Raw genomic sequence first — 13,347 nt, 5'->3', positions numbered from 1 at the left:
CGCCCGATGTTGCAGACGGTCGCGATCCGCGGGTATCGCTCGCTGCGCGAGGTGATCGTGCCGCTGGGTGGGCTGTCCGTCGTCACCGGGGCCAACGGCGCCGGGAAGTCCTCGCTGTACCGCGCGTTGCGGCTGCTGGCCGATTGCGGCCGCGGCGAGGTGATCGGCTCGCTCGCCCGCGAGGGCGGGCTGCAGTCGGTGCTGTGGGCCGGGCCCGAGCAACTCGGCGGGGCCCGGCGCACCGGCAAGGCCCAGGGCACGGTGCGCACCCGCCCGGTGTCGCTCGAAATGGGCTTCGCCGCGGACGATTTCGGCTATCTCGTCGACCTGGGCATCCCGCAGATGGCGGGGATTCAGTCCGCCTTCGGCCGTGATCCCGAGATCAAGCGCGAGGCGGTGTTCGCCGGGCCGGTGCTGCGGGCCGGGTCGACGCTGGTGCGCCGGACTCGCGATTTCGCGGAGGTCAGCGCGGAATCGAGCCGCGGGTTCGACGAGCTGAGCCGGTCCCTGCCGTCGTATCGCAGCGTGCTGGCCGAGTACGCCAACCCGCACGCGCTGCCCGAACTCGCGGCCGTGCGAGAACGGCTGCGCGGCTGGCGCTTCTACGACGGCTTCCGCGTCGACGCGGGCGCGCCCGCGCGGCACCCGCAGGTGGGCACGCGCACGCCGGTGCTGTCCGACGACGGCCACGACCTCGCCGCCGCGATCCAGACCATCATCGAGGCGGGCTTCGACGACCTCGCCCGCACCGTCGCCGACGCGTTCGACGGCGCCACGGTCTCGGTCGCGGTGCACGACGGGGTGTTCGACCTCCAGCTGCGACAGCGCGGCATGCTGCGCCCGCTGCGCGCGGCCGAATTATCAGACGGCACACTGCGATTCCTGCTATGGGCCGCCGCGCTGCTCAGCCCGCAGGCGCCCTCGCTGATGGTGCTCAACGAACCCGAGACCTCGCTGCACCCGGAACTCGTGCGACCGCTCGCCTCGTTGATCCGCTCCGCCGCCGCGCAGACGCAGGTCGTGGTGGTCACCCACTCGCGCGCGCTGCTGGAAGCCACCGGCGACGACACGGTCGAGATCGAGCTCTACAAGGAGTGGGGCGAGACGCGGATCACCGGCCAAGGCCTGCTGACGACGCCGCCCTGGGAATGGGGCAAGCGCTAAGCGAGAACGGCACGTTCCGTGTGAATCCTGGGCGGCGCATTTCGGCGTGTCGTGAACCTTGGGTCACACTCAAACATTGCCCGGCGGGCAATATTGCCCACCAAGCACGTTTCGCGTACGTTGGTCCCCATGACCGCCCCGTCCCCCGGGCTGCGCGAGCGCAAGAAGGCCGACACCCGGCGCGCCCTCAGCGACGCCGCGCTGAACCTGGCGTTCGAGCGCGGGCTGGAGAACGTGACGCGCGACGAGATCGCTGGCCTGGCCGGGGTGTCGCTGCGCACCTTCAACAACTACTTCAACGGCAAGTACGAGGCCCTGGCCTACCGGGGAACCGAGCGCATGCGCCGCGCCCTGGAGGCCCTCAGGCGACGCCCCGCCGACGAACCGCTGTGGACGGCGCTCACGCACGCGGTGCTCGAACCACTGGAAGAGGACTTCGGCGATTTCTACGGCGCCGAAAGCCAAGTGCCAAACCGCAAGGATCTCGTCGAAGTCCGCAAGCTGCTGATGAACCCGCAGGTTCGTAACGCCTTGCCGCAGCGGCTTTTTGACGACCTCATCGCGGTGATCGCCGAACGCACCGGCACGGACCCGGAACACGACCTCTACCCGCGGCTCGTAGTGGCCGTCGTGCGCGCCGTCGGCGACGCGGCGGCCGAGGCCTACGTGCGGGCCGACCCGCCCGTCGCCATCACCGACCTGATCCGCGACGGCTTCGCCGCCGTCGCCGCGGGACTGCCCGAGCCCGCCAAACGCAAGGAGGCACGCCGTGGCTGACCAGCACGCCGACATCGTCATCGCCGGCGCCGGACCCAACGGGCTGATGCTGGCCTGCGAGCTGGCCCTGGCCGGCGTCCGGCCAGTCGTGCTGGACGGCTTACCCGGACCCAGCCCCGAGCCCAAGGCCAACGGCCTTATCGGGCAGGTGGTCCGGATGCTCGACATGCGTGGGCTGTATCGCGAGTTCACCGGTGATCCCAACCCACCGCAACCCGTCTACGGCTGGATCTTCGCGGCCATGACGCTGAACTTCCTTGGCATGCCCGACAACCCGATGTACGCGCTGCCCATGCAACAGCCCCGACTGGTGCGGATGCTGGAGAAGCGGGCACGCGACCTCGGGGTGGACCTGCGCTGGGCGCACGAGCTCACCGGGCTCCGTCAGGATCCGGAATCCGTTGAGGCGGTGGTTAATTCGCCCGAGCGCGAGTACCGCATCGCAGCGGGCTTTCTCGTCGGCGCCGACGGCGGACGCAGCCTGGTCCGCAAGGCCGTGGGCATCGACTTCCCCGGCTACACGTCGAAGACTGTCGGCCGGCTGGCGCACGTGCAGGTCCCCGACGGGCTGCGCCGCGCCGACGGCGGCATCGACATCCCCGGCTTCGGCGCGCTCCGGTTCGGCCACACCCGGTTGGACACCGGCGGGGTGATCTACGCCGAGTTCGAACCCGGCCGCTCGCTGTTCGGCACCATCGAATTCTCGCCGCCGGTCGAGGACAAACCGATGAGCCTGGGCGAGCTGCGCGAAAGCGCACGCCGCGTGTTAGGTGTTGACGTCGCGTTCGGCGAGCCCAAAGGCCCTGGGCCGCACGCCCTTCGTCGGATCAACGGGCAGAACACCCGTCACGCCGAACGTTACCGTGACGGGCGGGTCCTGCTGCTCGGCGACGCCGCCCACGTGCACAGCGCCATGGGCGGGCCGGGCCTGAACCTCGGGCTGCAGGACACGCTGAACCTGGGCTGGAAGCTCGCCGCGCAGCTCAACGGGTGGGCTCCCGCAGGGTTGCTCGATACCTACGAGTCCGAGCGTCACCCGGTGGGCGAGCGCGTGATGATGCAGTCAATGGCCCAGACCGCGCTCATGGCGCCGGGCCCCGAGGTAGCCGCTCTCCGAACGCTTTTGGGAGAGCTCTTCGCCCTGCCCGACACCGCGAGGCACATGGCGAGGCTGCTGGCCGGCAACGACGTCCGCTACGACGTGGGCGACGACCACCCGCTGTCGGGCTGGCCCGTGCCCGAGCTCAGCCTCGACGACGGTCGGCGCGTCGCCGAGCTGCTGCATGACGCCCGCCCGGTCCTGCTGGACTTCGACGGCGGCGTCGGCGCCGCAGCGCAGGGTTGGCAGGATCGCGTCGACGTCGTCAATACGACCGTCGCCGACCGGCCCGCCGCGGCGCTGCTGCTCCGACCCGACGGCTACGTCGCCTGGGCGGCGGACACTTTCGGGGCGGACGAGGAAGCAAGCCTGCGCGACGCGCTACGACGCTGGTTCGGGCCCTCAGCGGAAGATGTTGACGCACTCCGGTAGCCCAAGGCGCGCCGGATCGCCTCGGCCGGTGGCGGCGAGCAGGAAATCGTGCGCCGCGATGCCGGTCTCTTGGGCGAACCGCTCGCCCGAGGCGCTCAAGAGCCGGGCAATGGCCGGGTCCGCGGCAGCGACGTCATCACGCAGCAGGGCGCCGAGCACGAAGTCGAGGCCGGCGCGCAGGCCGGGCCCGTCGTCGAACGGCAAACCGAGCGCACAACGGATGTCGTCACCGTGTACGTAGGCGTCGTTCAGCAGCGCGTGCACGCCCTGGCCGAGCGCGAGTCCGGGCACCGGGCTGGGTGCCGACCATGCCGCGTCGTCGAACGCCGCGGCAAGGCGCGCAACCGAATCCGTCGCGGCATGCAGCCGCGCCGCCAGCGCGGCCGGGGATTTGCCCCGAAGCGCGGCGGCCTGGTCGTCGGGTGTGCGCGTGCCGATCGCGCCGCTGACCGTGTCGAGGGCCTGGCCCACCACGTGGCCGGCCACGTCGCGCACCTGCCAGCCCACGCAGCGGGTTTCACGCGTCCAGTCCGAGGCATCCAGGGCGCCAATGAGTTCGGCGAAGGAGCGGTATTCGTCGACGAGGCCCGTGAAGGTGGCGGCTCGATCGGGTGCCGGCCGCACGATCGTGGTCATCGCAGCGACTCCGTCACGGTCCGCAGCCGGCGCAGCTGCTCGACGAATCCGTCCGGGCCGAGGACGGCTATTCGGCAGACCAGATGCCGCGCGCCGGCGTCGACATAGCTGGCCAGTCGGGCGGTGACGGCGTCGGGCGTCCCCGCTGCGAACGTCTGAATCTGCTCGACGGCGTCGATGCCGAAACCGTATGTCTGGGTGGCGAAATGATCCAACGCCGCCCGCCCGCCGTCGGGCTCGTCGGTGATCAGCACGGTGACGAACAGCGCAGGCGTCACGGCGTCGGCGGCGCGGCCCGCTTCCTGGGCCGCGGCCCGCACCTCGGCGAGGCCGGACGAATAAGGCTGCGGTGTCGGAGGATACGGGAGCCACCCGTCGTACAGGCGTCCGGCGCGCGCCCGCGCGCCCGGTGTGTCGGCGGCCAGCCAGACCGGCGGGTCGGACGCGTCGAACGGGGTGATGCCGGCCGGGATGTCGTCGAGATGCAGCACGGACCCGTGGAACGAGCTGGGCTCCTTGGTGTTCCACAACTGGCGCCACAGCGCGACGGTGTCGTCGAGGCGCGCGAACCGCCGGCGCCAGGGAACCTCGGAGGCGGCGTACTCCACCTCGGACAGCCCGGGGAAGCCGGCGCCGACGGCCACCGCCAACCGACCGCCCGACAGCCGGTCGATGGAGGCGAGGACCTGCGCGGTCTGCACAGGGCGCCGCAGCACCGGCTGCAGGGCGGCGGTGCCCAGGGTGATGCGATCGGTGACCGCGGCCGCCGCCGAAAGAAACGTCAGCGCTTCGATGCGCGGGCGTACCAACGAGTCGTTCGCCCATAGCGAGTCGAACCCCAGATCCTCGACGGCGCGGGCGAAGTCGAGGAGCCGGCGCAGGTCGGTACCGGCCCAGGGTTCGGCGGCCAGGGGCGGCATTACACCGAGGCGGAGTGGCTGATTCATACGGCGATCGTGTCGCCGGAGTCGACGCGCGGCAATTCCCTCCGGGGAATAGCGCCCAGCGCCGCGAATGGGTTGACTGTTCGCATGTCCATTGCAACGGAGGGCGACTTCGGCACGGCGTTACGGGAATGGCGTAACCGGCGACGGCTGAGCCAGATCGACCTGGCCAACGACGCCGGCACCACCCAACGGCATCTGAGTTTCTTGGAGCAGGGCCGATCAGCGCCGGGGCGCGACATCGTCAGCCGGCTGGCCGACTCGTTGCACCTGTCGCTGCGACAACGCAACTCGTTGCTCGCGGCGGCGGGCTTCGCACCCGCGCATCCCGAGTCGGCGCCGGACGCACCGCTGCTGCAGCCCGTGCGCGAGGCGCTCCAGCATGTGCTCGACGGGCATCTGCCGTATCCGGCGATGGTCATGGACGGCTTCGGTGAGCTGGTCGCCGCCAACGGCGCCTTCGGGCTGCTGACCGACGGGATGGCGGAATGGCTGCTGGAACCGCCGGTCAACGTGCTGCGCGCCGCGCTGCATCCCGAGGGCATGGCGGCGCGGATCGTGAACCTCGACGATTGGCGGCGCCACATCCTCCATGGCTTGCGCGAGCGGGGTCCACACCCGCGCATCGACGCGCTGATCGACGAACTCGAGGGATACGGCGTGCCAGCGCCGGGCGGGCGACCGATCGAATCGCTCGGCTTCGCGGTGCCGCTGCACCTGCGTTCCCCCCACGGCGACGTGCGGCTGGTGGCGACGATCTCGACGTTCGTCACGGCGCTGGACGTCACCGTGTCGGAGCTGCGCCTGGAGGCGTTTCTGCCCGCCGACCGCGAAACCGCCGCGATCCTCGCCCGCCGTCACGCGCAGTGAGGCGATTTCTTCACGGACTGTTCAGGCACGCGACGGTTCCCCATCGGTGACTGCACATGCGCGCCGCGTGTCCTCACGTTATGCGCGTTGTACAGGTCGCCAACTTCTACGGCCCCCGCTCCGGCGGCCTGCGCACTGCGGTGGACCGCCTCGGCGCCGAATACTGCGCCACCGGGCACGAGGTGTTCCTGATCGTGCCCGGGCGAAACGCCGAACGCACGGAGCTGCCGACGGGCGTGGTACGAATCACGATGCCCGCTCGGCTGATTCCCTGCACCGGCGGCTACCGTGCGGTGATGCCGGGACCCGTCAAAGCGCTACTGGCGGCGCTGAAACCCGACGCACTAGAGGTCTCCGATCGCCTCACCCTGAGGTCGTTGGGGCCGTGGGGCCGCGACTACGGCGCCAAGACGGTCATGATCTCCCACGAGCGCCTGGATCGCCTTGTGGGACAGGTACTTCCGCGGCGCAGCGCGGAAAAGTTCGCGGACTTCGCCAATCGGCGGACGGCCGCCAACTACGACACCGTGGTGTGCACCACCGCGTTCGCGCGCGAAGAGTTCGACCGGATCGGCGCGACCAACACCGTCACCGTGCCACTGGGCGTGGATCTGCAGACGTTTCACCCACGCCGGCACTCCTACCTGGTGCGGCGGCGCTGGGCTACGCCGCAGCAGATCCTGCTGGTGCACTGCGGACGGCTGTCGGTGGAAAAGCGGGTCGACCGCAGCATCGACGCCCTGGGCGCGCTGTGCCATGCCGGCGTCGACGCGAGGCTGGTCGTCGTGGGCGAGGGCCCGCTGCGGGCCAGGCTGGAAAGGCAAGCCTCCCGGCTGCCGATCGACTTCACCGGGTTCATCAACGACCGGCGCACCGTGGCGGAGCTGCTGGCCACGGCGGACGTGACGCTGGCGCCCGGCCCGCACGAGACGTTCGGGCTGGCCGCGCTGGAATCGCTGGCGTGCGGGACGCCGGCCGTCGTGTCACGCACGTCCGCGCTGACCGAGATCATCACCCCGGACAGCGGCGCCCTGGCCGACAACGACCCGTTCGCCATCGCGTGGGCGGTCGGCGCGATCGTCGGCCGTCCCGAACACCACCGCCGTCGCTCCGCCCGGCGCCGCGCGGAGAGCTTCACCTGGGAACGGGCCGCCGCGGGCATGCTGGCGTCGCTGGGGACCGGCGAAGCCAAGGAAAGCGCCTAGCGCTGATAACCGCAGCTCAGAGGAAACTATCCGCCGCTGGGCTTGGTGGGGCTGTGCTTGCCCGGGCAGTAGTCCGCGGTGGCCGCGCCGATGAACGTTTCGGCCTGCGCCTGGGTCAGCTTGTGCGAGCCCGTCAGCTGATCGATCTCGTCCTTCTGCGTGTAGCCCGCCTCGAGGTCGGAGCACATGGTGCGCGCCATGTTCACGGCCTGGCCCGGCGAACCCAGGTTGATGCCATGCGACGCAAGGTATTCCGCGAAGTCCTGGTCCGTCTGGTCGGCGTGCGCGACAGCCACGGGCACCCACGTGAACGCCAGGAATGCGCCAACCGCGACCGCAGAAATCTTCTTCTTCATTTCCCCATCACTTTCGAAGCCATAAGGGCTCGACGACCAATGTAAATGATCCTCGCGTGCGAGCGGTTCCGTGGTCAATAGTCTTCTCGCAGCACCGCCCGCCGAAAGCCAAACTTCAATCCGCCGTTCAGTTTTAGTTCTGGTCGAGTTTAATTCCGAACGCACAGCTCGGCCCGTCGGACGCCGCAAGTGTTCACCGTCAGTTCCAATGGCGTTTACCTCCCGGCGTGCGGCTAGGCTCGCGGGAAACGGGAGGAGGTGCAGACGTGGAGGCACGGGACCGGGTGCTGATCACGGCGACCGAGCTGGCCGCCCTTTTGGAGGCCGGCGACCCACCGGCGATCCTCGATGTGCGGTGGCGCCTCGACGAACCCGACGGTCGTGCCGCCTACCTGGCGGGCCACCTGCCGGGCGCGGTGTACGTGTCGCTCGAGGACGAGCTGAGCGACCACGGCCTGGCCGGCCGCGGTCGCCACCCGCTGCCGTCGGGGCGCAGCCTGGAGGCGGCCGCACGCCGCTGGGGCATCCGCCAAAACGATGCGGTCGTCGTCTACGACGACTGGAACCGCGCCGGCTCGGCGCGAGCGTGGTGGGTGCTCACGGCCGCGGGGCTCGCGAACGTGCGCATCCTGGACGGCGGCCTGTCCGCGTGGCGCTCCGCCGGACACAGCCTCGAGACCGGCCCGGTCGATCCGCCGCCCGGGAATGTGGCTGTGGCGCACGATGATCTGTATGCGGGCGGGCGACCCACGTTGACGGCCGACCAAACCGGCGAGGGCGTGACGCTGCTCGACGCCCGTGCCCCGGAACGGTTCCGCGGCGACGTGGAACCCCTCGACCCCGTCGCCGGCCACATCCCCGGCGCGAAAAACCTTCCCAGCGGCGCCGTCCTGGCGGGCGACGGGACCTTCGTCGGCGATTACGCGCTCGCCCAACTGCTGTCCGACCACGGCATCGATCGCGACGGCCCGCTGGGCGTCTATTGCGGCTCGGGTGTCACCGCGGCCATCACGATCGCCGCGCTCGCGGCGGCGGGCCGAGAAGCGGCGCTGTATCCGGGGTCATGGTCGGAATGGTGTTCGGATCCGGCCCGCCCCGTCGGCCGCGGACCCGAATAACTCAGATGCCCGCCCAGCTCTGCAGGAAGGTCGCGGTCACCCGTGCGGCGTTTTCCGCCGCGATCTGCTTGTAGAAGAAAAACTCGAACGGGAAGCCCGGCAGCCGCAACGGGTCGCCGGCTCCGTCCGAGATGCCGCGGATCCCCAGGAACGGCGTCCCATGCGCGTCGGCGACCGCCTGCACCGCGGCCGTCTCGTTGTCCGTCGCATCGAAGGCCGGATTGGCCGTCGACGCGACGTTGAGGTTGCTGATCAAAGAGTTTCGTAGCCACGGCCCCGCCGCATGAAAGAAGTTGCCGGTGTAGAAGAGCGAGCGATCGGGCGCGCTGCAGGGTTGGCATCCGAACACGTCGCCGCCGTTCGGCACGCACGGGAACGCCTGGCCGTTGTTGTTGTCGGAGCTGGAGCCGTCGCCGCCGACCAGCAGCCGGGGCTGGCGCTTCAGGTCGATCAGCCTGACGCGGGGAGCGTTCTTGCACAGGCAGATCGGATTGCCAAGGTAATTAACGCTTTCCAGGTTGACACTCAGCGCCTGTGCCGCGGCCAGCATGCCGGGGTCGACCGGGTGAAAGGTCGCGCCCTGGTCCAAGCTCCAGCGCGCCGGTACCGCCACATCCCCGATGTTGAGGCGCGCGCCACCCCCGGCGACGCCCGAGAACACCACTGCGCCAACGGAAACCGATGACGCGCAAGTGAAGCGCGCGAACGCGGTCTGGGCGGTCTCGGTCGCGTTCACCAGGCCGATGCCCGTCATCGCCACGATCACCTTCTTGCCGCCGATCGTTCCCAGGTAGAAGCGCCGACGGTCGGCCCGCACCACCGGGTGGGGGTCGAGCGCGGTGAGGGACAGAACGGCATCGGCTTCGGCCGGGAAGGCCGACAGCACCAGCGTGCGCTGTTCGCAGGAATCCGTCGTCACGTCCGGCGCGCCCGCTGGCTCGGCGGCGGCCACGCCGGCGCCCACCGACAAGGCGAGCGCCACCATGGCGGCGACGCGAAAAGGCTTGAGCACGATCCCCCTGGTCTTTTGTCGGTCATGAATGCCCGAGACTCGCTGCCTTATCGACGTGAATAATGTGGTGGCTTGATTTTCGCGCATCGGGGACGCGACTGAATATTCGTTATCGTTCTTTTTGTTTAGCGATTTCGTGTCGTTATTGCCGCTAGTCTCAACGGCGTGCTTGAAGTGATCGACAAGGGGCCGAGCCGAAGTTCGCACAAAACGCCGTTGTTATTCGTCCACGGCGCCTGGCACGGCGCCTGGTGCTGGGACGAGCATTTCCTGGACTTCTTCGCGTCGAAGGGCTACCGGTCGGTGGCGGTGAGCCTGCGCGGCCACGGCAAGAGCCCCGCGCCCAAACGCATGCAGTTCTGTTCGATGGTGGATTTCGTCGACGACGTCGCCTCGGTCGCCGACGGCCTGCCCGAACGACCGGTCGTGATCGGGCACTCCATGGGCGGCTTCGTGGTGCAGAAGTACCTCGAGTCGCACGACGCGCCGGCCGCCGTCCTGCTCGCCTCCGTGCCGCCCAGCGGGATCGCCGGATTCCTGCTGCGCAGGTTCCAGCTGCACCCGTGGCTCACCGCGCGGCACCTGGCTATCACCAAGTCGAAGGGAAGCATGGGCCGCACACCCGAATTGGCCCGGGAAAGCTTCTTTTCCGACTCAACTCCCCTCGCCGACGTGGCGCGCTATGCCGCCGGGCTCGACGAGGAGTACGTGGGCGGGCATGTGCTCGGCATGTTGTGGCTCGATCTGCCGAAGCCCTCCCTCGTCAAGGCTCCGGTGATGGTCCTGGGCGCCGAAAACGACATCCTTTTCTCGGCCCGGGAAGTGCGCGCGACCGCGCGCGCATACAACACCGAGGCGGAGTTCATTCCCGGGATGGCACACGACATGATGCTGGAGCCCGGCTGGGCCGACGTGGCCGAGCGGATTCACGCCTGGCTCGAAACCCGTTGTCCGACGGGGTCGCCGAAATGACCGGACGGCTTGAGGGCAAGGTCGCGATCATCACCGGCGCCAGCAGCGGTCTGGGACCGGTGATGGGCTCGCTGTTCGTCGCGGAGGGCGCCCGTGTGCTGCTGGCCGCGCGGCGCGAAGAGCTGGTGCGCGAAGCCGCGGACGCGGCGGGCCCGGGCGCCATCGCGATGCGCGCCGACGTCACCGACGAGGACGACGTCGCGGCCATGGTGACGCGCGCCGTCGACGAGTTCGGCCAGGTGGACATCCTGTGCAACAACGCCGCCACGCCCGGCCAGGACCGCTGGATCTGGGAGCAGACGCTGGACAACTGGAACGCCACCTTCGGCATCGACGTCACCGCGGCCATGCTGTGCACCCGCGAGGTGCTCAACCGGTCGATGCTGCAACGCCGCCGCGGGGTCATCCTGAACTTCTCGTCGACGGCCAGCTACGCCGGCATGGTGCGCAAGACACACTACGTCGCCGCCAAGGCGTCGCTGCGTGCGTTCACCAAAGCCGTTGCGCTAGAGGTCGGCCCGTACGGCATCCGGTGCAACTGCATCGTGCCCGGCGCCATCGACACCGAGCTGTTTCGTAAGTGGGTGCAACGCACCGCCGACGAGCAAGGGGTCGACTTTGAGACCCAGCGCGCCAGGTCGCTCAAAGACGTGGCGTTGCAAGACATTTCCTCGCCCGAGGACGTTGCCAACCTGGCATTGTTCCTGGCCAGCGACGAGAGCCGAACCATCACCGGGCAATCCATCCCCGTCGACGCCGGCGGGTACATGCAGGGATGAGCGCCGCCGCGGTCAAACTATCGGTGGCCACCCCCGTGGTGACCATGCTGCCGGGTAGCAGCGAGTGGACCCGAGACGCCTCCATCGAAGACCTCGCCCAGATCGCCGAAGCCGCGGACCGGCTCGGCTATCACCACCTGACCTGTAGCGAGCACATCGCGCTGCCCGCCGCCGAGCGCGACCGCCGCGGCGCCCGCTACTGGGATCCGCTGGCCACGCTGGGCTACCTTGCCGCGCGCACCCGTCGGATCCGGTTGGCTACCCACGTCCTGGTCCTCGGGTATCACCACCCGCTCGAAATCGCCAAGCGCTACGGCACCCTGGACAAGGTCAGCAACGGGCGGCTCATCCTCGGAGTCGGGGTGGGCAGCCTGAAGGAGGAGTTCGAGCTCATCGGCGCCCCCTTCGACGACCGCGGGCCGCGCGGTGACGACGCCCTGCGGGCGCTGCGCGCCTCGCTGTCGGTGCCCGAACCCGCCTACCACGGCGAGTTCTATTCGTTCGGCGGGATGGTCGTCGATCCCTGCGCCGTCCAGGAACGCGTGCCCATCTGGATCGGTGGGCGCACGCTGCGATCGCTGCGCCGCGCCGCGACCCTCGCCGACGGCTGGGCCCCCTTCAACGTCAGCCTGCCCCAGGTCCGAGAATGGTTGGGCCGCTTCGACCTTCCACCCGGATTCGAGGTCGTGCTGCCCCCGCCGGCAGCGCTGGATCCGATCAACGAGCCGGAACGCACCCGCGACGCGCTCGGCGAGCTCGCCGCGCACGGCGCCACCATCGTCAGCGCGATCTTCAAACACACCTCGCTGCGGCATTACCTGGAGAACCTGGCGGCGCTCGCGGAACTGCAACCGTCTTAATCAGAAAGGGCTTCCATGTCGAAGGCGATCCGAGTGCTATCCATCTGCCCGCCACCGCCGCCCGACGCCGAGGGCAACCCGGGGTGTTACTACTCCGACGGCCGGCAGGGCTCGGGCGCCGGCATCGAAGTGTGGTATTTCCATGAGCCGCAAAGTCTTTCGAAGCCGGACAAGATCACGGCCCTGGTCCGCAAGACGGACGGCACCACCGAGTCTCAAGTCGCCAACATCGACGCCGGGCAACAGGTGCACCGTTTCGAATTCGCGACCATCGACAAGTCCGCGGTTCAAGAGCTATTGCTCACCAGCAGCACCGGCAGCTGCTTCGTCATCGGCCCGGGCACATGAACCGCGTCAAGGCGGGCTTTTTCAGCCTCACCGCCGCCGCACCGCCCGACGACGGCAGCTATCTGCGCTGGCACCTGCTGGATCACATGCCCGAGCAATACCAATTGCCGGGCATCATCCACGGGCTGCGCTGGATCGCCGACGGCGCGTACCCCGATCACCGCTTGGCCGCCGACGGGCAACTGGCCCAGCTCGGCAACGTGGTGCACTACCTGATCGGTGACCCCGTTGAACAAACCTTCGACGACTTCGTCGCGCTCGGCCGCTCCCTGCGGGAGAACGGGCGCTTTCCGGTCACGCGGCCGTCGCTGCTAGTGGCCGGGCTGCGGCTGCTGCAGTGGGAGGCCGCACCGCACGCCCTCGTCTCCCCCGAGGTGGTGCCGTTTCGCCCGCACCGCGGAATCGTGCTGATCGTGGAAGAACCCACCGAAGGCCGCCCCGACGCGTGGTTGCAGTGGCTGCACGCCGAGCACCATCCGGCGCTGCTCGCCACGCCGGGCACCGCCGGGGCGTGGACTTTCGGTTCCAGCACCGGGTGGAGCCACCTGCCGCCGGGCTGGCTGACCGACCACCAATACGTCACGGTCGTCTACCTCGACGCCGACCCGCTCGCCACCACCGGCGCGCTGGCCCCGCTCGTCGAGGAACGGTGGCGGTCGGGCGCGGTGCGGCCCGTGTTCGCGGGACCGTTACGAACGATGGTCAGCTGGGAAGCGTGGCCGTGAACTGCGCGGATCCGCCGTTAGGCGGGTCGCAAGAGGGATGAGACCTCGCC

The 13,347-nt window shown here is 69.5% G+C and carries 15 protein-coding genes; 11 read left to right on the top strand and 4 right to left on the bottom strand.

What is annotated here, in order from left to right; all coding sequences use genetic code 11:
• Positions 1 to 6 precede the first annotated feature (6 nt).
• The 3 genes from A5655_RS17270 (at position 7) to A5655_RS17260 (ending at position 3,472) form a co-directional block, all read left to right on the top strand.
• Complete coding sequence (locus A5655_RS17270; protein ID WP_067011938.1) at positions 7 to 1,164, top strand: AAA family ATPase; 1,158 nt, start codon at positions 7 to 9, stop codon at positions 1,162 to 1,164.
• A gap of 129 nt (positions 1,165 to 1,293) precedes the next feature.
• Complete coding sequence (locus A5655_RS17265) at positions 1,294 to 1,941, top strand: TetR/AcrR family transcriptional regulator (protein WP_067011936.1); 648 nt, start codon at positions 1,294 to 1,296, stop codon at positions 1,939 to 1,941.
• Entirely contained in the window at positions 1,934 to 3,472 is a 1,539-nt protein-coding gene (locus A5655_RS17260) for an FAD-dependent monooxygenase (protein ID WP_067011934.1), read from the top strand. The genes A5655_RS17265 and A5655_RS17260 overlap by 8 nt, the downstream gene beginning before the upstream one ends.
• Here A5655_RS17260 and A5655_RS17255 read toward each other — a convergent pair.
• Both A5655_RS17255 and A5655_RS17250 read right to left on the bottom strand, forming a co-directional pair.
• Complete coding sequence (locus A5655_RS17255) at positions 3,443 to 4,108, bottom strand: maleylpyruvate isomerase family mycothiol-dependent enzyme (RefSeq protein WP_067011933.1); 666 nt, start codon at positions 4,106 to 4,108, stop codon at positions 3,443 to 3,445. The two genes, A5655_RS17260 and A5655_RS17255, sit on opposite strands and share 30 nt — an antisense overlap.
• Complete coding sequence (locus A5655_RS17250) at positions 4,105 to 5,055, bottom strand: LLM class flavin-dependent oxidoreductase (RefSeq protein ID WP_067011930.1); 951 nt, start codon at positions 5,053 to 5,055, stop codon at positions 4,105 to 4,107. Before A5655_RS17250 ends, A5655_RS17255 begins: the two co-directional genes overlap by 4 nt.
• Before the next feature lie 84 nt (positions 5,056 to 5,139).
• Between A5655_RS17250 and A5655_RS17245 the strand changes: the two genes are divergently transcribed.
• Both A5655_RS17245 and A5655_RS17240 read left to right on the top strand, forming a co-directional pair.
• On the top strand, positions 5,140 to 5,922 hold the full coding sequence (locus tag A5655_RS17245; protein WP_067011928.1) for a helix-turn-helix domain-containing protein: 783 nt from the start codon (positions 5,140 to 5,142) through the stop codon (positions 5,920 to 5,922).
• A gap of 80 nt (positions 5,923 to 6,002) precedes the next feature.
• Positions 6,003 to 7,127 carry a glycosyltransferase gene (locus A5655_RS17240; RefSeq protein ID WP_067011926.1) on the top strand — a complete coding sequence of 375 codons (1,125 nt, stop codon included), beginning with the start codon at positions 6,003 to 6,005 and terminating at the stop codon, positions 7,125 to 7,127.
• A 26-nt stretch (positions 7,128 to 7,153) separates the two neighbouring features.
• On the opposite strand, the gene A5655_RS17235 is transcribed toward A5655_RS17240, so the two are convergent.
• Entirely contained in the window at positions 7,154 to 7,483 is a 330-nt protein-coding gene (locus A5655_RS17235; RefSeq protein WP_067011924.1) for a DUF732 domain-containing protein, read from the bottom strand.
• A gap of 266 nt (positions 7,484 to 7,749) precedes the next feature.
• Between A5655_RS17235 and A5655_RS17230 the strand changes: the two genes are divergently transcribed.
• Positions 7,750 to 8,601, top strand: coding sequence for a sulfurtransferase (locus A5655_RS17230; protein WP_067011922.1), 852 nt, complete (start codon positions 7,750 to 7,752; stop codon positions 8,599 to 8,601).
• A 1-nt stretch (position 8,602) separates the two neighbouring features.
• Here the strand turns inward: A5655_RS17230 and A5655_RS17220 are convergent, their stop codons facing one another.
• Positions 8,603 to 9,553, bottom strand: a complete 951-nt coding sequence (locus tag A5655_RS17220; RefSeq protein ID WP_231999186.1) for a 5'-methylthioadenosine/S-adenosylhomocysteine nucleosidase — start codon at positions 9,551 to 9,553, stop codon at positions 8,603 to 8,605.
• A gap of 225 nt (positions 9,554 to 9,778) precedes the next feature.
• Between A5655_RS17220 and A5655_RS17215 the strand changes: the two genes are divergently transcribed.
• Genes A5655_RS17215 through A5655_RS17195 form a run of 5 tightly spaced genes read left to right on the top strand, consistent with a single transcriptional unit; the run spans position 9,779 to position 13,297 of the window.
• Complete coding sequence (locus A5655_RS17215; RefSeq protein WP_067011920.1) at positions 9,779 to 10,585, top strand: alpha/beta hydrolase; 807 nt, start codon at positions 9,779 to 9,781, stop codon at positions 10,583 to 10,585.
• Complete coding sequence (locus A5655_RS17210) at positions 10,582 to 11,364, top strand: SDR family NAD(P)-dependent oxidoreductase (RefSeq protein WP_067011918.1); 783 nt, start codon at positions 10,582 to 10,584, stop codon at positions 11,362 to 11,364. Before A5655_RS17215 ends, A5655_RS17210 begins: the two co-directional genes overlap by 4 nt.
• Entirely contained in the window at positions 11,361 to 12,224 is an 864-nt protein-coding gene (locus tag A5655_RS17205; protein WP_067011916.1) for an LLM class F420-dependent oxidoreductase, read from the top strand. The genes A5655_RS17210 and A5655_RS17205 overlap by 4 nt, the downstream gene beginning before the upstream one ends.
• 15 nt (positions 12,225 to 12,239) lie before the next feature.
• A complete protein-coding gene (locus A5655_RS17200; protein WP_067011915.1) occupies positions 12,240 to 12,572 on the top strand; it encodes a hypothetical protein in 333 nt (110 codons plus the stop codon).
• Positions 12,569 to 13,297, top strand: coding sequence for a hypothetical protein (locus A5655_RS17195; RefSeq protein WP_067011913.1), 729 nt, complete (start codon positions 12,569 to 12,571; stop codon positions 13,295 to 13,297). The genes A5655_RS17200 and A5655_RS17195 overlap by 4 nt, the downstream gene beginning before the upstream one ends.
• Positions 13,298 to 13,347: the final 50 nt, after the last annotated feature.

Origin of the sequence: Mycobacterium sp. 1081908.1 (assembly GCF_001673535.1) — a bacterium.
In the GTDB taxonomy this organism is placed as follows: domain Bacteria; phylum Actinomycetota; class Actinomycetes; order Mycobacteriales; family Mycobacteriaceae; genus Mycobacterium.
This window is presented reverse-complemented; position numbering and strand designations above follow the sequence as displayed.